The 21,142-nt window shown below is 63.7% G+C and carries 29 protein-coding genes and 1 tRNA gene; 26 read left to right on the top strand and 4 right to left on the bottom strand.

Annotated features, from left to right (window positions below):
• Window positions 1-47 precede the first annotated feature (47 nt).
• The 16 genes from SP5_RS12825 (at window position 48) to SP5_RS12755 (ending at window position 8,806) form a co-directional block, all read left to right on the top strand.
• Entirely contained in the window at window positions 48-884 is an 837-nt protein-coding gene (locus tag SP5_RS12825; protein WP_042489299.1) for a hypothetical protein, read from the top strand.
• On the top strand, window positions 881-1,081 hold the full coding sequence (locus SP5_RS12820) for a hypothetical protein (protein ID WP_042489296.1): 201 nt from the start codon (window positions 881-883) through the stop codon (window positions 1,079-1,081). The genes SP5_RS12825 and SP5_RS12820 overlap by 4 nt, the downstream gene beginning before the upstream one ends.
• Window positions 1,081-1,272 (top strand): hypothetical protein, encoded by a 192-nt coding sequence (locus SP5_RS12815; RefSeq protein ID WP_042489292.1) that lies wholly within the window; start codon window positions 1,081-1,083, stop codon window positions 1,270-1,272. The genes SP5_RS12820 and SP5_RS12815 overlap by 1 nt, the downstream gene beginning before the upstream one ends.
• The gene (locus SP5_RS12810; RefSeq protein ID WP_157013719.1) at window positions 1,272-1,568 is read left to right on the top strand and encodes an XkdD/Y8K6 family phage-associated protein; all 297 of its coding nucleotides are present in this window, start codon (window positions 1,272-1,274) and stop codon (window positions 1,566-1,568) included. Before SP5_RS12815 ends, SP5_RS12810 begins: the two co-directional genes overlap by 1 nt.
• The gene (locus SP5_RS12805; RefSeq protein WP_042489286.1) at window positions 1,565-1,924 is read left to right on the top strand and encodes a hypothetical protein; all 360 of its coding nucleotides are present in this window, start codon (window positions 1,565-1,567) and stop codon (window positions 1,922-1,924) included. The genes SP5_RS12810 and SP5_RS12805 overlap by 4 nt, the downstream gene beginning before the upstream one ends.
• Window positions 1,921-2,166, top strand: a complete 246-nt coding sequence (locus SP5_RS12800; RefSeq protein WP_042489284.1) for a hypothetical protein — start codon at window positions 1,921-1,923, stop codon at window positions 2,164-2,166. The genes SP5_RS12805 and SP5_RS12800 overlap by 4 nt, the downstream gene beginning before the upstream one ends.
• Window positions 2,163-2,360, top strand: coding sequence for a hypothetical protein (locus SP5_RS12795; RefSeq protein WP_042489281.1), 198 nt, complete (start codon window positions 2,163-2,165; stop codon window positions 2,358-2,360). Before SP5_RS12800 ends, SP5_RS12795 begins: the two co-directional genes overlap by 4 nt.
• A complete protein-coding gene (locus SP5_RS12790) occupies window positions 2,357-3,304 on the top strand; it encodes a YqaJ viral recombinase family protein (RefSeq protein WP_245613489.1) in 948 nt (315 codons plus the stop codon). The genes SP5_RS12795 and SP5_RS12790 overlap by 4 nt, the downstream gene beginning before the upstream one ends.
• On the top strand, window positions 3,301-3,888 hold the full coding sequence (locus tag SP5_RS12785) for a 3'-5' exonuclease (protein WP_042489277.1): 588 nt from the start codon (window positions 3,301-3,303) through the stop codon (window positions 3,886-3,888). Before SP5_RS12790 ends, SP5_RS12785 begins: the two co-directional genes overlap by 4 nt.
• Window positions 3,888-4,808, top strand: coding sequence for a hypothetical protein (locus SP5_RS12780; protein ID WP_174435541.1), 921 nt, complete (start codon window positions 3,888-3,890; stop codon window positions 4,806-4,808). The genes SP5_RS12785 and SP5_RS12780 overlap by 1 nt, the downstream gene beginning before the upstream one ends.
• Window positions 4,805-5,215, top strand: a complete 411-nt coding sequence (locus SP5_RS12775; RefSeq protein WP_042489274.1) for a hypothetical protein — start codon at window positions 4,805-4,807, stop codon at window positions 5,213-5,215. The genes SP5_RS12780 and SP5_RS12775 overlap by 4 nt, the downstream gene beginning before the upstream one ends.
• Before the next feature lie 165 nt (window positions 5,216-5,380).
• A complete protein-coding gene (locus tag SP5_RS12770) occupies window positions 5,381-6,478 on the top strand; it encodes a hypothetical protein (protein WP_245613488.1) in 1,098 nt (365 codons plus the stop codon).
• Entirely contained in the window at window positions 6,475-6,789 is a 315-nt protein-coding gene (locus SP5_RS19235; RefSeq protein ID WP_167334711.1) for a hypothetical protein, read from the top strand. Before SP5_RS12770 ends, SP5_RS19235 begins: the two co-directional genes overlap by 4 nt.
• Window positions 6,768-7,517 carry a deazapurine DNA modification protein DpdA family protein gene (locus SP5_RS12760; protein ID WP_157013717.1) on the top strand — a complete coding sequence of 250 codons (750 nt, stop codon included), beginning with the start codon at window positions 6,768-6,770 and terminating at the stop codon, window positions 7,515-7,517. Before SP5_RS19235 ends, SP5_RS12760 begins: the two co-directional genes overlap by 22 nt.
• A gap of 162 nt (window positions 7,518-7,679) precedes the next feature.
• Entirely contained in the window at window positions 7,680-7,979 is a 300-nt protein-coding gene (locus SP5_RS18550; protein WP_052811537.1) for a helix-turn-helix domain-containing protein, read from the top strand.
• A 17-nt stretch (window positions 7,980-7,996) separates the two neighbouring features.
• Window positions 7,997-8,806 carry a tyrosine-type recombinase/integrase gene (locus SP5_RS12755; protein ID WP_245613487.1) on the top strand — a complete coding sequence of 270 codons (810 nt, stop codon included), beginning with the start codon at window positions 7,997-7,999 and terminating at the stop codon, window positions 8,804-8,806.
• Between the two features lie 111 nt (window positions 8,807-8,917).
• On the opposite strand, the gene SP5_RS12750 is transcribed toward SP5_RS12755, so the two are convergent.
• The 3 genes from SP5_RS12750 to SP5_RS12740 form a co-directional block, all read right to left on the bottom strand.
• Window positions 8,918-8,992, bottom strand: a tRNA-Thr gene (locus tag SP5_RS12750).
• A gap of 19 nt (window positions 8,993-9,011) precedes the next feature.
• Window positions 9,012-9,872, bottom strand: a complete 861-nt coding sequence (locus tag SP5_RS12745; protein WP_157013715.1) for a hypothetical protein — start codon at window positions 9,870-9,872, stop codon at window positions 9,012-9,014.
• Window positions 9,856-11,196 carry a replication-associated recombination protein A gene (locus SP5_RS12740; protein ID WP_042489399.1) on the bottom strand — a complete coding sequence of 447 codons (1,341 nt, stop codon included), beginning with the start codon at window positions 11,194-11,196 and terminating at the stop codon, window positions 9,856-9,858. Before SP5_RS12740 ends, SP5_RS12745 begins: the two co-directional genes overlap by 17 nt.
• A gap of 125 nt (window positions 11,197-11,321) precedes the next feature.
• On the opposite strand from SP5_RS12740, the gene SP5_RS12735 reads away from it, so the two are divergent.
• On the top strand, window positions 11,322-11,915 hold the full coding sequence (locus SP5_RS12735) for a PadR family transcriptional regulator (protein ID WP_084220686.1): 594 nt from the start codon (window positions 11,322-11,324) through the stop codon (window positions 11,913-11,915).
• Window positions 11,912-12,202: a DUF2218 domain-containing protein gene (locus tag SP5_RS12730; RefSeq protein ID WP_042489261.1), complete on the top strand. Its 291-nt coding sequence runs from the start codon at window positions 11,912-11,914 to the stop codon at window positions 12,200-12,202. Before SP5_RS12735 ends, SP5_RS12730 begins: the two co-directional genes overlap by 4 nt.
• Here SP5_RS12730 and SP5_RS12725 read toward each other — a convergent pair.
• Window positions 12,199-13,335 (bottom strand): glycosyltransferase family 4 protein, encoded by a 1,137-nt coding sequence (locus SP5_RS12725; protein WP_042489257.1) that lies wholly within the window; start codon window positions 13,333-13,335, stop codon window positions 12,199-12,201. The two genes, SP5_RS12730 and SP5_RS12725, sit on opposite strands and share 4 nt — an antisense overlap.
• Window positions 13,336-13,431: 96 nt before the next feature.
• Here SP5_RS12725 and radA point away from each other — a divergent pair, with 96 nt between their 5' ends.
• From radA to SP5_RS12685, 8 genes are all read left to right on the top strand, one after another.
• Window positions 13,432-14,805 carry a DNA repair protein RadA gene (gene radA, locus SP5_RS12720; RefSeq protein WP_042489254.1) on the top strand — a complete coding sequence of 458 codons (1,374 nt, stop codon included), beginning with the start codon at window positions 13,432-13,434 and terminating at the stop codon, window positions 14,803-14,805.
• A gap of 103 nt (window positions 14,806-14,908) precedes the next feature.
• On the top strand, window positions 14,909-15,472 hold the full coding sequence (locus SP5_RS12715; RefSeq protein ID WP_042489250.1) for a CvpA family protein: 564 nt from the start codon (window positions 14,909-14,911) through the stop codon (window positions 15,470-15,472).
• A complete protein-coding gene (locus SP5_RS12710; protein WP_042489245.1) occupies window positions 15,472-15,909 on the top strand; it encodes an iron-sulfur cluster assembly scaffold protein in 438 nt (145 codons plus the stop codon). Before SP5_RS12715 ends, SP5_RS12710 begins: the two co-directional genes overlap by 1 nt.
• Window positions 15,909-17,657 (top strand): cation:proton antiporter domain-containing protein, encoded by a 1,749-nt coding sequence (locus tag SP5_RS12705; protein WP_042489243.1) that lies wholly within the window; start codon window positions 15,909-15,911, stop codon window positions 17,655-17,657. The genes SP5_RS12710 and SP5_RS12705 overlap by 1 nt, the downstream gene beginning before the upstream one ends.
• Window positions 17,658-17,660: 3 nt before the next feature.
• Window positions 17,661-17,990 carry a DUF423 domain-containing protein gene (locus tag SP5_RS12700; RefSeq protein WP_042489241.1) on the top strand — a complete coding sequence of 110 codons (330 nt, stop codon included), beginning with the start codon at window positions 17,661-17,663 and terminating at the stop codon, window positions 17,988-17,990.
• Between the two features lie 50 nt (window positions 17,991-18,040).
• Window positions 18,041-19,597, top strand: coding sequence for a methionine--tRNA ligase (metG, locus tag SP5_RS12695; RefSeq protein WP_042489238.1), 1,557 nt, complete (start codon window positions 18,041-18,043; stop codon window positions 19,595-19,597).
• Window positions 19,597-20,373, top strand: a complete 777-nt coding sequence (locus SP5_RS12690) for a TatD family hydrolase (RefSeq protein ID WP_042489235.1) — start codon at window positions 19,597-19,599, stop codon at window positions 20,371-20,373. The genes metG and SP5_RS12690 overlap by 1 nt, the downstream gene beginning before the upstream one ends.
• Window positions 20,370-21,134 carry an MBL fold metallo-hydrolase gene (locus SP5_RS12685; RefSeq protein ID WP_042489232.1) on the top strand — a complete coding sequence of 255 codons (765 nt, stop codon included), beginning with the start codon at window positions 20,370-20,372 and terminating at the stop codon, window positions 21,132-21,134. Before SP5_RS12690 ends, SP5_RS12685 begins: the two co-directional genes overlap by 4 nt.
• Window positions 21,135-21,142 lie beyond the last annotated feature (8 nt).

Raw genomic sequence — 21,142 nt, 5'->3', positions numbered from 1 at the left:
GAGCCTGCGAGTGCGACGCAGGCCGAGGATGAAATCAGGAGGTGGACATGCCCCAGGATACTCAAGAGACGAAGATGGAGCCGGGCGGTTACGCATTCTCGCGTGACGGTGCCAAGCTCTACATCCGCGAACTGCTCACCGACGAGCGGCTGCTGGTCAGCCCAATGCTCACTGTTGAGCATTACGACGAGGAAGAGGAATACCCCTCTTCGACCAGCATGGTCGTCGCGGCATCCGAGCTTTTCGCAAAGGCGCCAGTAGCAGCTATCGATGCTGATATTGCGGAGCGGCAGGCGACGCTCGCTGATCTTAATGCCCGCATCAACGCAGCTCGTTCCGAGGTTTATACGGTCGAGCGCGACGCGAAGCAGCAGATTGAGAAGCTTGCCAATTTTCCGAAATTTGATCGGCTCATCGACTATCTTGATGGCAAGATCACGCATTTCGTCGTCAGCGACTACCAACACGCCGCCCTCATTAAGACGTGGGACGAATTTGCCGTCTATCGCGAAGATGGCCGTGACAAAGGTGTCAAGCTGCTAACCCTTTTTGGCAGCAGCAATGGCGACACCGAGTGGCGTCTTAATGATTACCGGGACGGGTCGGGCATTAACAGGGTTTGCCAGCCTTGCACGTCCGAAGAAGAAGCCAAGCGCGTCGTCGGTGAATGGCTAGGGGTCGCTTGGAAGAAATTCGAGCCGAGCCGCCCATGGTTTATTGATGGCGCGATCAAGTCGGCCAATATGTACGGCTTTCCCGTCCCGCAGCATATCCGGGATACTTCGGCCGCTCATCATTTCGAAGCACGTCAGCGCAGCATCGCCAAGATGGAAGCTGATCTGGCTGCACTGCGCGCCCGGTATGAAGCGGAACCGCTCGCATGACCGCCATCACCGCAATCACCGCGCAGGACGTGGTGGGCCAGAAGCGGGCCGCAAACCGTAACCGCACGCTGGACGAGTGCCGGGCGATGGTGGGCGACAAGCCGTACCGCTTCGGTTTCCACACCTATAGCCCCGAAGCCATGACGGACGCCCTGTTCGCCATTGCCGGTGGGCGCGTGACGAAAGTGGGGCTGTGATGACCTACATCACCTTCATCGACGGCGCGCCCCTGCGCTGTCCCGATCTGGAAGCCTACTGGCAGAACCCCCGGCCTTTCGAGGCTGAGGTGGCAGATCGCCGGGCCTCCATTCACGCACACATCGATGCTGGCATGGCCGCGCTGAACGCCAAGCAGGCGGCGCGCTGGTCCCAAGAGGGAGAGCTGTGATGACTGAGTATAGTTTCACGCCGGGGCCTTGGCACGCGCAAGCCTGTAACAGCTGGAACGTGTGGTCGAAGGACTGCAAGGTCGCTGACCCGATCCGCTGCGCGCAGGCTGAGCCCTACCGGGTTCCTAGCGATGAAGAGCGCATCGCCAACGCCCGCCTAATCGCAGCCAGCCCGACGCTGCTGGAGGCGCTGGAAGGGCTTGTCGCAAAATCCACTGACACTGACGGTGACTGGTCCCGTGAATGGGCCGCAGCACTCGCCGCCATCACCCTCGCCACCGGAAAGGACGCATGATGATTATGCTGAAGTCCACGCACGACCGCGCAATGGCGGCCCATGCGATGACGGAGAACGGTCTGCTGGAGCGGATCGCGCGGCTTGAATTGCAGCTGAAGAATGCGAGCGAGCTGGCGTCGCTGAAGGCGCAGACGATCCTCGCGCTTGAGGAAGACCTTGCCGAGCAGTCGACCAAGATCACGACGCTGAGCAATCTGAATATCAAGCTGGAACGCGAGTTGCGGCCGTTCAAGGCGCCGCGCCGTCGTGATGATCGCGGCTGGTATCTCAGCGATGCACAGATCGCGGCACAGCAAGAGCAGGCTGCACAATATGCGGCCATTGCCAACAACACTAGGCAGGTGTCGGCATGAGCGCGGTGGAGAACCCGAGCGCGTTTCCGTGCCCCGCCGATGACAAAAGCGGCTGGCACGCTGAATATGGCATGACGCTGCGCGATTACTTCGCGGGGCAGGCAATCGGCCCGACGCTTATCGCTATGGCGCAAGGTCAGCATAGTGTGCGCGCCGATAAAACGCCGATGGCAAGCGCCGCACTGGATGCTTACGCGGTCGCCGACGCCATGCTTGCCGCCCGCCAGGAGCAGGCAGCATGAGCGCGCTTCGCATCACCCGCACCGGCCGCGATCACACGTGGGCCGCGCCGATGACCGACGCACAGCGCGAACGGGCCGAACCTCGCTTTTATGACGAAACCGGACGCCCGTGGACCGCGTGGCGTGTCGCTGGTGACCTCGCTGTCATGATCCTGCTGTTCGGGGGGCTCGCTGTCCTTTGGTGGGTGCTGTGAGCGCCGTCGACCTGTCCCTAAGCGACGAGGCTTTCCGCGCTTCTGTCGTGGGCGCCGGGGAGGTGGCCGCGCTGTTCGATGCCAGTCCGTGGCTGACCAAGTTCGAGCTGTTCCACCGGAAAAAGGGCACGATCGCGACGCCAGAGTTCAATGCCCGCAACCCGGACGGCACGCCGGTCAACGCCCGCATTCATTGGGGTGTGAAGCTGGAAGAACTGATTGTTCAAGAGGCCTGCGAACGGTGGGGCTATCAGCCGCTCGAACGTCCGAAGCGTGTCACCAATGGCAAAGGCCTTGGCGGTCATCCCGACAGGAACGTGTGGTGCCCTGAGCGCCAGGCGGAAGTCACGCTGGAAATCAAGACGGTCGACTGGCTGGAGCGCAAGAAGTGGGGTGATGAGCCGCCTTCGCAGTACCTGATCCAGCCGAATACCTATGCTGGTCTGTGCAAGACGCCTCACTTCGACGTGATCGCGTTCGTGATGGGCGGGAATAGCGATCTGGAGCGCTTCCAGTACGACTTCCGGCCTAAACTGTACGCTGAGACGGAACGCCGCGTTGAAGCCTTCTGGGCTGACGTGCACGCCAACCGCGAGCCCAAAGCGCAGTACGCCCGCGACGGCCACGTCATCAGCGAATTGTTCAATGACCCGGCTGACACGGTGATCGACCTCCGGATGGACAACCGGATGCCCGAGCTATTGCAGGAGTTCCTCGACGCCAAGGAAGCCGAGAAGGAGGCTTCCGCCCGTGTCGAGGCCGCGAAGTCAGAGATGCTGGAGAAGCTGGGCAACAACACCAGCGGCTTGGTCGAAGGCTATGTCTGTCGCGCGCCGCTGGTCGCTGGATCGCCCGCCAAGATCATCACTCAGGCGATGGTCGGACAGACCCTCAAGGGCCGCGCGCCTCATCGCCGGTTCACCGTCAAGGAGATCGCCGCGTGATCCTGTTCTTCGACACCGAAACGACGGGGTTCTTCAATGACCGTCAGCCGGTCAATCATCCGTCGCAGCCGCATATCGTCCAGTTAGCAGCCTCGTTAACCGATAATGTCGGTGAGGAAGTCATGTCGTTCTCGGTCATCATCGACAACGGTGTGGCCATCCCCACCCAGGCATCTGAAGTTCACGGCATCACGACACAGATTGCTGACGAGCGGGGCATTGAGCCGGAAATTGCAATGCACTTGTTCAGCCATCTGTATCGGCTGGCTGACAGGGTAGTCGCGCATAACATCAAGTTCGACAAGGGCGTGGTGGAGGCTGAGATTTTCCGCCGTCACGGCGAAGTACGCCGCCTTGCCAAACCGCTGTTCTGCACGATGGAAGCGGCAACCCCGATCGTGAACCTGCCTCCCACCGAACGGATGCTGGCGGCCGGTTTCGATAAGCCCAAACCTCCGAAGCTTGAAGAGTGCATCCGGCATTTTTTCAATGAAGACCTCGATGGCGCGCACGACGCAATGGTCGATGTGACTGCCTGCCGTCGTGTCTTCTTCCACCTCGAAACCCTTGAAGGAGCCGCATAATGGCCACGCAAATTGCTCCCCGCCAGCGCACTGCCGCTGATATTCTTGGCACAGGCAACCAGCCCAAGGGCATTGCCAAGTCGCAGGCTACCACCATCGAGCAGTCGCGCGCGATCGCGGAGGTTCAGGCAGCCGTCGTCGTGGCGCAGAGCCATCCCCGCGACAAGGTGAAGGCGCTGAACGAGGCGCTGGAAAGCTGCCGGACCAAGGAGGTGGCGGAAAACGCCTTCTTCAAGTTCCCGCGCGCTGGCGGCTCGGTCAGCGGTGAGACGATCCACCTCGCTCGCGAACTGGCGCGTTGCTGGGGCAACATCGACTACAAGATTGCCGAGCTGAGCCGGGACGACGAAGGTGGCTCGTCGGAAATGATGGCGATCGCCTGGGATCTGGAGACGAATGCCCGATCGAGTCTGACCTTCATCGTGCCGCACCTTCGGGACAAGCGTGGCGGTGCCGAGCGTCTGACCGACGTTCGCGACATCTATGAGAACAACGCCAACATGGGCGCCCGCCGCTTGCGGGAATGCATCTTCGCCATCCTGCCGAAGTATCTGGTCCAGGCTGCGTCGGATGAATGCCGCCGCACGCTGGAGACTGGCAACGCTGAGGTGCCGCTGAGTAAGCGCGTTGCTGAGGCGTTAACCGCCTTTGCCAAACTGGGCATTGACCGCAGCCGCATCGAAGGAAAGCTGGGTTCCACCAGCAACTTCACCTCGGTCGACCTCGCCAATCTTGAGATCAGCTACCGCAGCATCAAGCGTGGCGAAATTCTTGCCGACGACGAATTCCCGCGTGTCGAGACGGACGCACCCGGCAAGAGCAAGCTCGATATGCTGGAGGACGCCATCGACACCACCACCCTTGACCCCAACGCTGGTGAGAAGCGCGGGGATGAGGACATGGGGGAGGCGGGGGAATGAAGATCCTCATTGACAGCGCCGCTTATGACGCCATCCCCGACCTGTCTCGTTCCTTTGTGAATGCGCAGACGGACGGCCTTCTTCTGGCCGGCTGGTATACCGCGATCGAAGAGAAGGCGTCCGAGATGCAGGAGTTCCTGCGCGCTAAGGAGATTGCCGGGCTGGACGTGGACGCGGCGGCCGGCAAGCTGGCCTACACCAAAATGGCGCTGCGCTGGGTTGAAGCGCGCTTAGTCACGCTTGGCTATGATGTGCCATTCCCGCCTCATAACCCGCTCAAGCGTGAAATTGGCAATTTGCACAAGCGGATTAATCGCCTGAAGCAGCAGGTCCGCGATCTTGGTGGCGATCCCGACGACAGCCTTTCGATCGTGTCTGGCCCGATGGCCATGACAGGTGCCGCATGACCCACCTCTGCGCCGCCCGCCCGCCAATCCCCCCGCATGAATGTGACGAGTGCTGCGCTCTGTTCGCGCCGGTCGAGAAGAAATGGAGTAATGCCCGTGGCTGACCAAATACCCGATAGCGCGAAGCTGCTGCCGTGCCCGTTTTGCGGGTCGGATGATGTGAGCATGTCGTTCTCCGCGACGCCTCAAAGCTCGGAGCCAGCCCACCGTTTTGTCGAATGCGACATGTGTGGATCATGTGGAGCTGGCGTCAAAATCGCGAGTGGTGACGACGACGGTGCCAAGGCGCTTGCGATTGACTGCTGGAACACCCGCGCCGCCCCGCCCGCGATGGATCGGGAGGCGGTGGAGCGGGTGCGCGAGGCGGCGTACCGCCAGGCACTCGAAGATGTCTGCAATCCGCTGGGCTATCTTCAGCGCATGGCGGATGCTGAAGGTGCCAAGTTGAGCGGTATGGCCTATGCCATCGCCAGCGACATCGGCACTATTCAGCGTATCGCCAAGGAAGCCCTCTCCACCCTCTCCGCAGACGCGATCCGCCAGGGGGAGGGGAGCAAGGATTGGGTGCCGCAAATTGGCGAGCGCGTGGCGATCAGTCCGGCGTGCCCCTACCTGTCAGACTGGAGCAACACCGCCCTGTGGTGTTGCGGCGTCCGCGTGCATGATAGCGGCGATGGCTTGGACATCACTGTCACCGAACAGTGGCCGATGCCTTCCCGCCACTCGCGTGGATATCTCGGGCCCACGGATGGCTTTCGGCTGAACGCCGCTCACTATGCAGACGACATCACTCGTCTCGCCACCCCCGCGCCCGCTGTCGATCCCGCCAACATGGATGGGGCCAAGATCGAAACCTACGACATGATGCACGACATCGCGGTCAACGATCTTGGCTACCCGTCGATATTGGAAGCGCTAGAGGCCGCTCCGCACGCAAGCGCGCCCGCTGTCGATGCGCAGGAAGGTGACGACGAAGGACCATGCACTGATTGCGTGGATACTGGCATCACGATCCAGACCGAGCGCGCTTGCTCTTGTGATTCTGGCGACCAGTATCGTGCGCCCGCTGTCGATGCGGTCCCGGCGGGGGAGGTGGAGCGGATCGCGCAAGCCATCTACGAGGAGGACGACCCGTGGCACAAAGCTTGGCCATGGCCGAACCTTAACCCAGAAGCACAGGGCGGCCCCTCGGCTGCCGACCGCTATCGCGAAATCGCGCGTGCTGTTCTCGCCGCCCTCTCGCACGGGGAGGGGCGGAAGTGATGCGCGTCATGGTCTGCGGGTCATTCACCGCCACGCATTCCTGTGTTGAGGGCCATCCGCATCAGCACGAATGGCATGTCACCGCCTGGTTCGACGCGCTTGCTCGTGCTGACGCTCGCCTGCATCGGGCCGCACTCGACACGCTGCTCGCTCGGCTCGACGGCACCACACTGCCCGCCGACGCCGATTGGAACGAGGACATCGCTAAGCAAATCGGCCTGCTCTGCAATTGCGTAAAGGTCCGAGTCTGGCGCCAGGCCGATCGTCTTGGCTGTGAATGGCGTCCGCCATGCTCGACCGCTTCTTCGTAGGGATCCACCAGCCATGCGATGCGCATCATGTCGAAGCCGCCTTCATTTCAATCCATCGGATTGCCAAGCGGCGCAGCCCATTCAAAGTTCGCGCATGGGTTATGGACAGCGGCGCATTTCGGACAATCGAAGCGCACGGGGGCTATCCAGAGCCGCCGGAAGCGTACGCGGCGCAGATCAGGCGCTGGTCGCGCAACGGCGAGTTGCTGGCGGCGGTAAGCCAGGATTACATGTGCGAGCCGCATATGCTGGCGATCACCGGGCTGACGATCGCGGATCACCAGCGTCTGACCATCGAGCGATACGACGCGCTCATGGCCTGCGACTTGGGCGGCGTCTATCTGATGCCGGTCCTGCAAGGCTACACGCCTGCGGATTATGTCCGGCATCTGGAGATGTACGGCGATCGATTAGCCCATGGCGCATGGGTCGGCGTTGGCAGCGTCTGCAAGCGGAATGGGGACCCTGCGGCCATCGAGGAAGTGCTGCTCGCGATCAAGCGTCGACGCCCCGATTTGCGGCTCCATGGCTTCGGTATCAAAACTACGGCGCTGCGCAGTGCGATCGTAAGGGCGCTGCTGTGGACTGCCGACAGCATGGCCTGGAGCTTTGCGGCTCGGAAGCAGGGCCGCGACGGGAACTCCATACAGGAGGCAAAGATGTTCGCTGACAAAATCAATGGGATGCAGGTCGACCAGACGCTGCTTTCGCTGATGGTGCCCGCATGACCGCCTCCGGTTTCGCGATGAGCGAGAAGGTCGGTGCCGATGGATACCGCGTGATCCGCCCCGGCACACAGCAAGTAGCCACCGAATACTGCGCGGGCGGGCGCTGCGTGCAGATGGCGGGCGATTCCGCTGAGGTTCGCCAGAAGTTGAAGGGAGGGAGGGATGGGTAGTGTCTACAGCGTGTCGTCCCTGGCTGAGCACTGGGGTTGCGGCACGGACACCGTTTACTCGCTCATCAAGAGCGGCGATTTGCCAGCGTTCAAGCTGGGCGGCCGCCTTCTGCGGGTCCGCAGCGAGGAAGTGGAGAAATTCGAGTGCCAGAATATCGCCTCCAACGATATCGAAAAAAGCTCGCCATCGTCTGGGACGAGGACGGACGACGCCACCGACATTCGCTTGGAACGGATGATCGAGCGGCCGCAGAGGCCGCAGCTCGTTCATTCTGGCACCGACGCTCGGTAGGCGAAAAATACAGCACTGTGGGGCAGGTGGTCGAAGCTTACCTGATCGCAAAGATAGAAATGGCTTCACACTTCCGGGCCACGACGGCTTGGAAGGCCGCCAAGCCTTTCTGGGGTAATCTTCCGATCGTACGCGTGGATGAAGGATCGGCCGCGAGCTACCGAGCGCGGCGTCCGCATTGCAAGCCGATCACGGTGCGCAACGAACTGGCGGTTATCCGAGCGGCATTGAACTGGGCTGAGAAGCGGAAGATGATCGACAAGGCCCCGTTCATTCAGATGCCTAAGCTGACCTCAACGCCTGTTGGGCATCTGACTAAGGCAGAGTTTCGCAAGGTACTCGACGCTGCGGTCGCTCCGCATATCGCGCTGTTCCTCAAGGTGGCGGTCGGGACCGGCGCGCGGACTAATGCGATCTTGGACCTGACCTGGGATCGCGTCTATTTCGACAAGCGGCTGATCGAACTCAACCCGCGCGACCGGGTGCAGACCTCGAAATACCGGGCCACGGTTCCGATGAACGATCAGCTTTTCGCGGCGCTGAAGGATGCCAAGGCAGGCGCGATGAGCGATTATGTGATCGAACATGGCAGGGACAGGGTCGCGTCGATCAAGAAAGGCTTTGCTGCGGCGTGCCAGCGGGCGGGTGTCAAGGCGACGCCTCACATGATGCGACACAGCGCGGCGGTTTGGATGGCGGAGGCGGGAACGCCGATGGCGCAGATTGCTCGCTTCCTAGGCCATACCGACAGCGCAATCACCGAGCGGGTCTATGCTCGCTTTTCGCCTACCTTTTTGGCCGGAGCGGCGGAGGCGCTCACCTACTGATGAACCTGAAGGGATAGTGATTCGGGCGGTGGCAGGCCCATTTGAACCTTGGAAACTTGATGTTTTCATGGTACTATCCACCCAAGAAATGGCGGAAAACTAAGGTTTTAATGGAGCCGGATGGGAGGATCGAACTCCCGACCTTCGGTTTACAAAACCGCTGCACTACCGCTGTGCTAATCCGGCGTCGCCGATCCCCCTAGCGTCAAGACACGCCGAAGGTCCAGCCCTCCGTTTGCGCAACCTGATGGGTGAGGCCCGCCGGATGCCAGAGATCGTCGCGCATCGCCATGGTGCGCAGCCAGGCGGCGGTCAGGATCGCGTCGGTGCTGTGATCGTCGTACCGATGCAGCGGGTCATGCGGTTCGCTGCCCAAGGCGATCAGCGCGTCGTCCAGCGCCTCGGCACTGCGCATCTTGCTCCGTCCGCGCGGACGACCGGCGTCACGGGCGGCGATGGAGGTATAGATTTCGACGACCAGCGCACCCGCGGGCGGCACCGGATCGAACGGCCAGATGGCGACGTGCCCGTCCAGCCGCCGGAGCAGCCGCATTCCGGCAAAGCTCGCCTTGGCCACCTGCGACGCGCCGATGGCGTCATAGACGGTCGAGGGCTTGCGTGCGCCATCGTTCGCGATCTCGCAGGTCCTCCAATGGAGGAAGTCCGCCTTTCGCCCGTCCGCCGCTCCAAAATAGAAATGCCGCCCGCGCCGTGCCTCCAGGAAACTCCGCGCGCCCAGATCGGGATCGTCGCAGCTGTCATCGACATAGGCCCAGAGAGCCCGTGCGTCCGCTGTCGGCCTGTCTCCCGGCAGATGCGCCCCGCGGGTGACGAACGGGGCCGAAAAGCTGAAGTCAAATCCGATCAGCAGCGGCGCGTCTGCGCGGGCGAGAAGCCATTCGGCCACGCCTTTGCGTGACCAGGCCCGTCCCGGCGGCGTCACGATGCGAGGCGCTGCGTTTCCGGAATGACAGAGTGCGACCTGGATCCCCGGATGTGCAGTGCCATGCGCACCGGACCAGTCGATTGCCACGAAGCCACCGAAACGGTCAGCCGCGACGGTCATCGCCGCCATCCTGCAAGGCGCGGCGGCGCTCGTCCCACCAGGCCATGCGCTCGGCGATACGTTTCTCCAGACCGCGCCCCGACGGTTCATAGAAGCTCTGCGGCGGCAACTCGTCCGGCCAGTAATTCGCGCCCGAAAAACCGCCATCCGCGTCATGGTCGTACTGATAGCCTGCGCCATAGCCGATCTGCTTCATCAGCTTGGTCGGCGCGTTCAGGATATTGGCGGGGGGCATCAGCGATCCGGTCTCCTTCGCGGTCCGCCATGCCTGCTTCTGCGCCTTATAGGCCGCATTCGATTTCGGCGCGGTGGCGAGGTACAGACACGCCTGCACGATCGCCAGTTCCCCCTCGGGCGAGCCGAGAAACTCATAGGCGTCCTTGGCCGCGAGACACTGGGTCAGAGCCTGCGGATCGGCGAGACCGATATCCTCAATGGCCGTGCGGGTCAGACGACGCAGCAGATAGAGCGGCTCCTCGCCTGCGGTCAGCATCCGCGCGAGATAGTAGAGGGCGGCTTGCGGGTCGGATCCCCGGATCGACTTATGCAGGGCCGAGATCAGGTTGTAATGCCCCTCGCGATCCTTGTCATAGACCGCGACCCGGCGTTGCAGGAATGCCGACAGCCCGGCGGCGTCGAGCGGTTCGGGAAGGTCGACCGCAAACAGCGTCTCGGCCTGGTTGAGCAGGAAGCGGCCATCTCCATCGGCGCTGGCGAGCAGCGCATCGCGGGCGGCGGATTGCAGGGGCAGGGGGCGCTCCATCAACGCCTCCGCCCGCTCCAGCAACTGCTCCAGCGCGGGCTGCCCGAGCCGATGGAGGATCAGTACCTGCGCCCGGCTCAGAAGCGCGGCGTTGAGTTCGAAGGAAGGGTTCTCCGTCGTCGCGCCGACCAGCGTGACCGTGCCATCCTCGACGAAAGGCAGGAAACCGTCCTGCTGCGCCCGGTTGAAGCGATGGATCTCATCCACGAACAAAAGGGTCCGCTGGCCCAGCCGGGCATGGTCGCGCGCTTCGGCGAAGACCTTCTTCAGGTCCGCCACCCCGGAAAAGACCGCCGAGATCGCCGCATAGCGCAACCCCACTTCGGCGGCGAGCAGCCGGGCGATCGTCGTCTTGCCGGTGCCCGGCGGCCCCCAGAGGATCATCGACGACAGACGCCCGGCTGCGACCATTCGCCCGATGGCGCCTTCGGACCCGGTCAGGTGACCTTGCCCGACAACCTCGGCCAGTTTCATCGGGCGCAGGCGGTCGGCCAGCGGCGCATCGGCCGTGAGGAAGGGCTGGACGGGGGCGGGGTCCATACCCGCGAAGAGATCGGCCATGAGCATCATGTAGGAGCGTCGAAGCCCCCCGTCACCTCTCAGGCTAACGATATATCTTGAGGCATCTTGAAATAGGATTGCCGTGATATATCTTGACCGTATCAAAACCCAGTCGGAGTATCACGATGCGACATTTTCATGGACTCGGCCATGACCATCACCAGCGGCGCGGCCGGTGGAGTTTCGGGCCGTTGGACGTTCAATGGGATTTCGAAGACCCACGGGGCGGACGGCGAGGACCGGGCGGCGGTCGCCGGGGTCGGATGTTCGACGGCAGCGAGCTGCGGCTCGTGCTGCTGAAGCTGATCGCCGACGAACCACGCCACGGCTATGACCTGATCCGTGAGGTCGAGGCGATGACCGGTGGCGCCTATGCGCCCAGCCCGGGCGTCATCTATCCGACGATCACCCTGCTCGACGAGATGGGCTTTATCGAGGAACAGCGGTCCGAGGGGGCCAAGAAGCGCTTCGCCGCGACCGATGCCGGTCGCACGCACCTGACCGAGAATGCCGAACAGGTCGAGGCGTTGCTGGCCCGGCTGCGGGCACTGGGCGAACATCGCCAGCGAGTCGATGCAGCCCCGATCCGGCGCGCCATGGGCGGGCTGAAGATGGCGGTGATGGAACGCTTTGGCGACGGCGATGCGCCGCAGGAGATGGTGCATCAGGTCGCCGCAATGATCGACGAACTCGCACAGAAAGTGGAGCGCCTGAAATGAGCCTGTCTATTGCACGCGTGCCGACCCAGTCGGCCAGCCGCTATCTCCAGCAGCTCGCCAAGCATTGGAGCCACAAGATGGAGGTGTCCTTCACCGAAGAGGAAGGCACGATCCTGTTCCCCAACGGGTCAAAGCTGGAGATGCGCGCCGCCAGCGAGACGCTGGATATCGTTCTGACCGTGCCCGAGGACGGTGACGTCGCCCGGATGCGGGAGGTCGTTGCCAGCCATCTCGACCGCTTCGCCTTTCGCGAAGCGCCGCTGACCTTCGACTGGCGCGAAGGTTAAGCAAACAGGGCGCGATAGGCGTCGAGCACCGCGTCGTTGACCTTGTCCCACCGGTAATCGGCGACGCGGGCTTGCCCCGCTTCGCTGAACCGGCGGCGCAGGGCCTGGTCGATGGCGATCCGCTCGAGCGCGTCGGCATAGCCGGTGATATCGCGCGCGCCGACCAGATAGCCGGTTTCACCATTCGCCACGAGGTCCATCGCCCCGGTTGCGTTGGCCGCCACCACGGGCACGCCCGCCGCCATCGCTTCGGTCGTGACGTTGCCGAAGGTCTCGGTCACGCTGGGATTGAAAAAGATGTCCATCGATGCGACCGCACGGCCCAGATCGTCACCGGTCTGATAGCCCGCGAAGATCGCATCGGGTGTAGCCTTTGCGAACCAGTCCTGCGCCGGGCCTTTGCCGACGACCAGCACCTTGTGCGCCACGCCGCGCCGACGGAGTTCGGCCAATGCTTCGGCGAAGACGTCGAGGCCCTTTTCCTTGACCAGCCGGCCCAGGAAACCGATCGCCACATCGCCGTCCGCAATGCCCAGCGAGCGACGCCATTCCAGACTGCGGCGCGAGGAGCGGAAACGGTCATGGTCGATCCCGCGCGACCAGATGCCCATCGGCGGCGTCACGCCCCATCCGCGCAGCAGGTCGATCATGCTGGGGCTGGGCGCGACGATCCGGTCGAACTTGTTGTAGAAGCGGGTCAGCAGCCTGATGATCGCCGGTTCCAGGAAACCCAGATGATAATAGGCCGGATAGGTCTCGAACCGGGTATGGACCGAGGCGATCGACGCCACGCCGTTCTTCCGTGCCCAGCGCACGGCCGCGTGCCCCAGAAATTCGGGTGCCGAGACATGGACGATATTGGGTGCAAACGCCTCCAGATCGGCCCGAACCTCGGCCGGAAGCCCGCGCGCCAGCCTATAATCGGCGCGAAACGGCAGCGGAATGGCAGGCACATCGACCAGATCGCCGACCGGCGGAAAAGCAGGCGTCGAGGAGGTCGGTGAATAGACCCGCACGGCCACACCCCGCGCCAGCAGATGGCCGACCAGCAGGTTCAGGCTCTGGTTCGCGCCGTCGCGCGTGTAATTGTAGTTGCCGCTGAACAGCGCGACACGAAATTGTTCTGGGATCATGGAGTTCGCCCCATAGCCGGGCAGGACTCCAAAGACCACTCCCGCCGCCCGATCAAATCCGTTCCATTTTCGTTCCGCTCCGGCTAGAGCATCGCCATGGCCAAGATCCAGAAGCGCTATGTCTGCCAATCCTGCGGTTCGGTGTCCTCCCGCTGGCAGGGGCAATGCCCCGATTGTTCAGAATGGAACACGATGCTGGAGGAAGCGCCGGTCCAACTGACGCCGTTCGCGGCCAAGCATAATCTTCAGGGTGGCGGCCGTGCGATCCAGCTGGTCGGGCTGGATGCCGATATTCCGCTGCCCGACCGGATGGCGACCGGCATCGCCGAACTTGATCGGGCGCTGGGTGGTGGCTTTGTCGAGGGATCGGCCACGCTGATCGGCGGCGATCCGGGGATCGGCAAGTCCACGCTGCTGCTTCAGGCAGCGGCCAAGCTGGCCATGGCGGGCAAGCCGGTCGCCTATGTCTCGGGCGAGGAAGCGGCAGACCAGGTCCGTCTGCGTGCCCGGCGACTGGGGCTGGGGCAGGCGCCCGTCCGGCTGGCAGCGGCGACCTCGGTTCGTGACATTCTGACCACCCTGTCGATCGGGACGCCGCCTGCGCTTCTCATCATTGACTCGATCCAGACCATGCACTCGGACCTGATTGAAGGCGCACCGGGCACCGTCAGCCAGGTGCGCGCATCGGGACAGGAACTGATCCGCTTCGCCAAGGAACGCGGCACAGCCGTCGTGCTGGTGGGCCATGTCACCAAGGACGGATCGATCGCCGGGCCACGCGTGCTGGAGCATATGGTCGACACCGTCCTCGCCTTCGAGGGCGAGCGCAGCCACCAGTATCGCATCCTGCGCGCGATCAAGAACCGCTTCGGCGGCACCGACGAGATCGGCGTCTTCGCCATGCAGACCGAGGGGCTGACCGAAGTCGGCAATCCGTCGTCACTGTTCCTGACCAGTCGCGAGGAAGGCGTGACCGGCGCGACCGTCTTCCCGGCGCTGGAGGGCACGCGGCCGGTGCTGGTGGAGATCCAGGCGCTGACCGTCCGCCTCGCCTCCGGTGCGACGCCACGTCGCGCGGTCGTCGGCTGGGACACCGGACGCCTGGCGATGATACTCGCGGTGCTGGAGGCGCGGTGCGGGCTGAGCTTCTCGTCGGCCGAGGTCTATCTCAACATTGCGGGCGGCTACCGGATACAGGATCCTGCCGCCGATCTGGCGGTGGCGGCGGCGCTGATCTCGGCCCTGTCCGAACGGCCGGTGCCGACCGACGCTATCGTCTTCGGCGAAATCGCGCTGTCGGGCGAAATCCGCTCCGTCGCGCATGGTCCGTTGCGATTGAAGGAGGCGGGCAAGCTCGGTTTTGAAAAAGCGATCGTGCCGCGCGCGATGGCCAGTGACGAGGGCGGCCTGCGCATGACCGGCTTCCGTACCCTGGCGGAGTTCGTTGACCATATGCTGGGGCGCGGGTAGCGAAAGGGCCAGGGGGTAGCGTTTCCGCTCCTTGCCGCTGGCGGAACTGCCGATCCGCCTCGGTCGTGGTTCATGGGCTGGCTGAGATATGGGATAGCAGGCGTTGACGGCCCTAGATATTCTAGTCCTGATCGCGGTGTTCGGCGCGGCGATACAGGGGTTCATGCGGGGCTTCGTCACCGAGGTTCTGGCGCTGTTCGCCTGGGTCGCGATCGTCGCCGCGTTGAAGATGTTCCACATCGCCTTGGCGCAGGCGCTGACCGGGGTGGTCGGGACCGTCTCGGGAGCGGCGGTTCTGGCCTTCGCACTGATCGTCGGGGTGACCTATCTCGGCGGGCGCCTGATCGCGCGGGCCATCGGTTCGCGGACGCGTAGCTCTGTTCTGGGTCCGGTCGACCGTGCCCTGGGCTTCGGCTTCGGCGCGCTCAAGGGCCTGATCCTCGCCAGCCTCGTGTTTCTGGTCGTCGCGCTGATGGTCGATACGGTCAGCGGCGGCCCTGCGCGGCGGCCCGAATGGATGGTCAAGAGCCGCACCTACAAGCTGTTGAATGCAACCAGCGCCGGGATCGCCGATTTTGTTGATCGCCGTCGCCGCGGCCTGCCGGTCTTCGGCGCGCCTACCCCCTCTGCCGGTTCCGGCCTGACCAATAGAAGCGAGACCCCGTGATGAACGCGCCCCTCTATAACGCAGAGATTTTGCGCCTGACCACGGCGATCCCACATGATCGGCGACTGACCGATCCCATGGCCAGTGTCGAGCGCCGCTCGCCCATTTGCGGCAGCCGGGTGACCGTGGACCTCAACCTCGACGAAGCGGGCCGGGTGACCGAAGTCGGCATGCTGGTCCGCGCCTGTGCCCTGGGGCAGGCGTCGGCGGCCCTGTTGTCGGCGCATGTCGTCGGGCGCAGCGTGACCGAATTGGCCGCCGCGCGGGACGAACTCACCGCCTGGCTGGCGGCGGGGCAGGGGGATGCCCCCGCCTGGCCGGGCATCGATATCTTCACCCCGGCGCTGTCCTATACCGCCCGCCATCCTTCGATACGGTTGGCGTTCGAGGCGGCGGCGCAGGCGGCCGAAGATGCGGCGGCCGGAGCCAAGAGCTGATGCACGGCGAGATATCGCTGCTGCGCGACGGCGCGATCCTGTTTGGATCTGGCCTCGCCTTCGTCCTGATCTTTCGGCGTTTGGGGCTTGGCGCGACGCTGGGATATCTGGTCGCCGGCGCGGTCGTCGGCCCTCACGTCCTGGGGCTGGTCGGCGATGCCGAGTCCAAGCTGGGCATCGCCGAGATCGGCATCACGCTCCTGCTCTTCATCGTCGGCTTGGAACTGAACCCCGCCCGGCTATGGCGGATGAAGCATGAGATTTTCGGGCTGGGGCTTCTTCAGGTCGCGATCTGCGGGCTGGCGATCACCGGCATCGTCATCCTCGCGCATTTTTCACCGGAGGCGGCACTGGCGCTCGGTTTGCCGCTCGCGCTGTCCTCGACCGCGCAGGTATTGCCGATGCTGCAGTCGTCGGGGCGGATGCGCACGCCCTTCGGCGAGCGGGCCTTTTCGATCCTGCTGTTCCAGGACCTGTCGATCGTCCCGCTCATCACCATCGTTGCGGCCATGTCGCGCAACCCGGCCGACCACACCGGTCCGCCGGGCTGGATCCTGGCGCTGGAGACGATCGGCGCGGTCATCGGCCTGATCCTGGCAGGGCGTTTCCTGCTGCGGCCCCTGTTCCGCCTGATCGGCAATATGGGTGAGCGCGAGATGTTCGTCTTCGCAGGGCTGTTTACCGTGGTCGCCAGCGCGGCGGTGATGGAATTGCTCGGCCTGTCGACGGCGCTGGGCGCGTTCATCGCCGGCGTGATGCTGGCCGACAGTCCGTACCGGCATGAGCTGGAAGCGGATGTCGAGCCGTTCCGCTCGATCCTGCTAGGCCTGTTTTTCCTGGCGGTCGGCATGATGCTGGACCTCCCTGCCATCGCCGAGCGGCCGGCCTTCGTCGCGATCATGGCGATGGCGCTGATCGCCACCAAGACGCTGGTCATCACGCTGATCGGGCTGGCGTTCAAGATGAAGTGGCGCTCCGCCCTCGCGCTCGGTCTGCTCATGAGCCAGGGCGGAGAGTTCGGCTTCGTGCTGTTCGCCCAGGCCCAGCAGGGCTATCTGATCGCGCCAGAGGCGGCGAGCCTGTTCGGGGCAATCATCACCCTGTCGATGGCGACGACGCCGTTCCTGATGGGCGCGACTCGCCGCATCCGCGAAGAGCCGGTCATCACGCGTGCCGGTCAGCGTGAGGGGCCGATGACCGACGGGGCCAATGCCCTGATCGTCGGCTATGGCCGCTTCGGCCAGACCGTCGCGCAAATGCTGATCGCCAGCGACGTGCCCGTGACGCTCATCGACCGCGATATCGAGATGATCGACATCGCCGCATCCTTCGGTGCCAAGGTCTATTATGGCGACGGCACCCGGCTGGATCTGTTGCGACAGGCCGGTGCGGCGGAGGCGGAACTGATCCTGTTCTGCCTGGATGAGGATCAGATCACGCTCGAGCTGCTGGAAAGCGTCCATGCCGCTTTCCCCGATGCCTCGATCTTCGTCCGCGCCTATGACCGTCGCGCAGTCCTCCGGCTCAAGGGCGGCCCCGCATCCTATGTCGTGCGCGAAGTGCTGGAATCGGCGGTCAAGATGGCCCGCCTGGCGCTGGGGAGCTTGAAGATCGACCATGCCGAGATCGACCGGGTGGAAACCATGTATCGTGCCCGCGACAAGGAACGGCTGGCGGCGCAGGCCGCTGCGGGCGACCTGCGTGCCGCCAGCGACCGGATCATCACACAGGACGAAAGGAACGGCTGACCCATGGGACTGGTGGCAATCCTTGCGGCGCTCTCGGGAGCGATTGCGATCGCGGCCGGAGCCTTCGGCGCGCACCGTGCCGAGGGCGTGGCCGTGGAATGGCTGCGCACCGGCGGGCAGTATCAGCTGATCCACGCGGTCGCGGCACTTGTCGCGTTGCGTATGGAGGCGAGGGGGGTCGCATGGACCTTCGTCATCGGCGCGGCGATCTTTGGGGGCACGCTCTACGCCATGGCCTTTGGTGCCCCGCGCTGGTTCGGGGCCATCACGCCGATCGGGGGGACGCTGCTGATCGGCGGATGGCTCTGGCTGGCCTGGTCGCTTCGCGGCTAAGGCTGCACGGCGGGCTTCACCTGCGCCTGGGGATGTTCTAGGGACCGGCCATGGCCGATCCATTCTATATCACCACCGCCATCCACTATCCCAATGGCCGCCCGCATATCGGCCATGCCTATGAGATGGTGGCGGCCGACGTCATCGCCCGGTTCCAGCGTCAGGCGGGCCGCGATGTTCTGTTCCAGACCGGCACCGACGAGCATGGGCTGAAAATGGCCCAGGCGGCGCGTGCGCGGCGTATCTCGACGCGTGCGTTCGCGGACGAAATGTCCAGCCATTTCCACGTGATGGCCGACCGTCTTGATATCTCCTACGATCGTTTCATCCGCACCGTCGACACCGACCACTATGCCGCCAGCCAGGCGATCTGGAAGGCGATGCAGGACAAGGGCGACCTGTATCTCGACCGGTATGAGGGCTGGTATTCGGTCCGCGACGAGGCTTTCTACGGCGAAAGCGAGCTGACGCTCGCTGAGGACGGCACCAAGCTGTCGCCGCAGGGCACGCCGGTCGAATGGACCGCAGAGGAAACCTGGTTCTTCCGCCTGTCCAGATATCAGCAGCCCTTGCTCGACCTGTACCGTGACAATCCCGATTTCATCCGCCCGGAAAGCCGCCGCAACGAGGTGATGCGCTTTGTCGAGGGTGGCCTGTCCGACTTGTCAGTGTCGCGGACAAGCTTCGACTGGGGTGTGCCCGTGCCCGACAGCCCCGGCCATGTCATGTATGTCTGGGTCGACGCGCTGACCAATTATCTGACCGGCACCGGCTATCCGAACACGGACAGTGACCTGGCGCGTTTCTGGCCCGCCAATCTGCACCTGATCGGCAAGGACATCGTGCGGTTCCACACGGTCTACTGGCCCGCTTTCCTGATGTCGGCCGACCTGCCGTTGCCGCAGTCGGTTTTCGGCCATGGCTTCCTGCTCCACCGGGGCGAGAAGATGTCCAAGTCGGTCGGCAATGTCGTCGATCCGATGGGCCTGGCCGATGCCTTCGGCGTCGATGCGCTGCGGTATTTCTTCCTGCGCGAGGTGAGCTTCGGACAGGACGGCTCCTACTCGGCCGAAGCCATCGTCACCCGGGTCAATGCCGAGCTGGCCAACAGCTTCGGCAATCTGGCCCAACGCACCCTGTCGTTCATTGCCAAGAATCTGGGCGGCGAACTGCCCGAGGCGGGGCGGAGCGATCCGGCCGACGCGGTACTCCTGGAGGAAGTGGTCGTCGCCTGTGCCGCGCTGAAGACGGCATTTGATGATCTGGCGCTCAGCCAGGGGATCGAGGCGTGGATGCGCGGCGTTTATGCCTGCAATCAGTATATCGACGTGCAGGCGCCCTGGTCGCTGCGCAAGACCGATTCTGAACGTATGCACGCCGTTCTCGGTACGCTTGTCCGTGCGATCCGTATGCTGGCGATAGCGATCCTGCCAGTGACGCCGCGTGGTGCCGGGCTGGTGCTCGACACGCTGGGGGCCGATGAGCGCGATCACGCCGCGATCGACGATGACGGCTGGTATGCCCGCCGCGCCGGAAACGGCGTACCGCTGGCCGCGCCGACCCCGGCTTTCCCGCGTCTCGAAATACCGGCAGAGGCCGACGCCTGATGCTGGCCGACAGCCATTGTCACCTGAATTATAAGGGTCTGGTCGAGGATCAGGTGGCGATCCTGACCCGCGCACGGGATCGGGGCGTCACTGCGATGCTCAACATTTCGACGCGGGAAAGCGAGTGGGATGCGGTGATCGCTACCGCGGAGCGTGAGCCCGATGTCTGGGCGACGGTCGGTATCCACCCGCATGAGGCCGATGCCCACCCGCATATCGACACCGCCAAGCTGGTCGAGCGGGCGCGCCATCCTCGCGTCGTCGGTATTGGCGAGAGCGGCCTCGATTATTATTACGATCATAGCGACCGCGTCCGCCAGCAGGCCAGCTTCCGTGCGCACATCGCCGCCTGCCGCGAAACCGGCCTGCCGCTCGTCGTTCATACGCGCGATGCCGAGGAGGATACCGCTGCGATTCTGGCCGAAGAGATGGGGAAGGGGGCCTATCCCGGCGTCATCCATTGCTTCACGGCCAGTGGAGATTTCGCCGATAAGGCTCTGGCATTAGGCTTTTATATATCAATTTCGGGGATTGTGACGTTCAAGAGCGCAAAGGATTTGCAGGAAACGGCTGCACGTCTGCCGCTTGACCGGTTGCTGGTCGAGACCGACGCGCCGTTCCTGGCGCCGGTACCGCATCGGGGCAAGACGGGGGAGCCTTCCTTTGTTGCTGACACGGCCCACTTTCTCGCCGATCTTCGCGGCGAATCCGTGGAGCAACTGACCCAGGCGACCGCCATGAATTTCCATCGGCTGTTCGCGAAGACCCGCGCGTGAAAATACGCATTCTCGGGTGCGGCACGTCTTCAGGCGTGCCGCGGATCGGCAATGATTGGGGAGCTTGCGATCCGACCGAGCCACGCAACCGACGAATGCGCTGCTCGGCCCTGATCGAGCATGGCGATACCCGCATCCTGATTGATACCGGCCCCGACATGCGCGAGCAGTTGCTGGCGGCCGGGATCGGTACGGTCGATGCCGTCATCTGGACCCACGATCATGCCGATCACTGCCATGGTATCGACGACCTGCGTCAGATCTTTCACGCCCTGGGCGAACCCGTATCGGGTTATGCGCGGCCGACGACCGCAGCGTCGCTGGAAGGGCGTTTCGGCTATGTGTTTCGGGGAAAGACGGGATACCCGCCAACCGCGACCATGACGCTGGTCGACGATGAATTGATGATCGGCCCAATCCGCGTCAGGACCGTAGACCAGCCGCACGGCCGTATCCTGTCGGCGGGTCTGCGCTTTGAATGCAATGGCAAGAGCATTGGCTATGCCACGGACTTCCATGAATTAACGCCGGAGATGGCGGCGCTTTATTCCGGCCTGGACCTGTGGGTCGTCGATGCGCTCCGCCGACATCCGCATCCCGCTCATGCCGACCTGCCGTCGGTCTTGCACTGGATCGAGACGCTGAAACCGCGTCGTAGCGCGTTGATCCATATGGACCAGTCGATGGATTACGCGACCCTGTGCCGCGAACTGCCCACAAATGTCGAGCCTGCCTATGACGGCATGGAGTTGATCCCTTGAGTGGCGAT

The organism is Sphingomonas parapaucimobilis NBRC 15100, from assembly GCF_000787715.1.
Taxonomy (GTDB): Bacteria; Pseudomonadota; Alphaproteobacteria; order Sphingomonadales; family Sphingomonadaceae; genus Sphingomonas; species Sphingomonas parapaucimobilis.
This window is presented reverse-complemented; position numbering and strand designations above follow the sequence as displayed.

Bases quoted from the DNA above. Each gene is read 5' to 3' on its own strand.
- SP5_RS12710 (WP_042489245.1), top strand. From the start codon at position 15,472: ATGAACGCGCCCCTCTATAACGCAGAGATTTTGCGCCTGACCACGGCG.
- SP5_RS12730 (WP_042489261.1), top strand. From the start codon at position 11,912: ATGAGCCTGTCTATTGCACGCGTGCCGACCCAGTCGGCCAGCCGCTAT.
- SP5_RS12690 (WP_042489235.1), top strand. From the start codon at position 19,597: ATGCTGGCCGACAGCCATTGTCACCTGAATTATAAGGGTCTGGTCGAG.
- SP5_RS12780 (WP_174435541.1), top strand. From the start codon at position 3,888: ATGGCCACGCAAATTGCTCCCCGCCAGCGCACTGCCGCTGATATTCTT.
- SP5_RS12760 (WP_157013717.1), top strand. From the start codon at position 6,768: ATGCTCGACCGCTTCTTCGTAGGGATCCACCAGCCATGCGATGCGCAT.
- SP5_RS12705 (WP_042489243.1), top strand. From the start codon at position 15,909: ATGCACGGCGAGATATCGCTGCTGCGCGACGGCGCGATCCTGTTTGGA.
- SP5_RS12800 (WP_042489284.1), top strand. From the start codon at position 1,921: ATGAGCGCGGTGGAGAACCCGAGCGCGTTTCCGTGCCCCGCCGATGAC.
- SP5_RS12805 (WP_042489286.1), top strand. From the start codon at position 1,565: ATGATGATTATGCTGAAGTCCACGCACGACCGCGCAATGGCGGCCCAT.
- metG (WP_042489238.1), top strand. From the start codon at position 18,041: ATGGCCGATCCATTCTATATCACCACCGCCATCCACTATCCCAATGGC.
- radA (WP_042489254.1), top strand. From the start codon at position 13,432: ATGGCCAAGATCCAGAAGCGCTATGTCTGCCAATCCTGCGGTTCGGTG.
- SP5_RS12815 (WP_042489292.1), top strand. From the start codon at position 1,081: ATGACCTACATCACCTTCATCGACGGCGCGCCCCTGCGCTGTCCCGAT.
- SP5_RS12740 (WP_042489399.1), bottom strand. From the start codon at position 11,196: ATGGCCGATCTCTTCGCGGGTATGGACCCCGCCCCCGTCCAGCCCTTC.
- SP5_RS12775 (WP_042489274.1), top strand. From the start codon at position 4,805: ATGAAGATCCTCATTGACAGCGCCGCTTATGACGCCATCCCCGACCTG.
- SP5_RS12795 (WP_042489281.1), top strand. From the start codon at position 2,163: ATGAGCGCGCTTCGCATCACCCGCACCGGCCGCGATCACACGTGGGCC.
- SP5_RS12735 (WP_084220686.1), top strand. From the start codon at position 11,322: ATGCGACATTTTCATGGACTCGGCCATGACCATCACCAGCGGCGCGGC.
- SP5_RS12725 (WP_042489257.1), bottom strand. From the start codon at position 13,335: ATGATCCCAGAACAATTTCGTGTCGCGCTGTTCAGCGGCAACTACAAT.
- SP5_RS12745 (WP_157013715.1), bottom strand. From the start codon at position 9,872: ATGACCGTCGCGGCTGACCGTTTCGGTGGCTTCGTGGCAATCGACTGG.
- SP5_RS12770 (WP_245613488.1), top strand. From the start codon at position 5,381: ATGTCGTTCTCCGCGACGCCTCAAAGCTCGGAGCCAGCCCACCGTTTT.
- SP5_RS12700 (WP_042489241.1), top strand. From the start codon at position 17,661: ATGGGACTGGTGGCAATCCTTGCGGCGCTCTCGGGAGCGATTGCGATC.
- SP5_RS12820 (WP_042489296.1), top strand. From the start codon at position 881: ATGACCGCCATCACCGCAATCACCGCGCAGGACGTGGTGGGCCAGAAG.
- SP5_RS12810 (WP_157013719.1), top strand. From the start codon at position 1,272: ATGACTGAGTATAGTTTCACGCCGGGGCCTTGGCACGCGCAAGCCTGT.
- SP5_RS18550 (WP_052811537.1), top strand. From the start codon at position 7,680: ATGGGTAGTGTCTACAGCGTGTCGTCCCTGGCTGAGCACTGGGGTTGC.
- SP5_RS12825 (WP_042489299.1), top strand. From the start codon at position 48: ATGCCCCAGGATACTCAAGAGACGAAGATGGAGCCGGGCGGTTACGCA.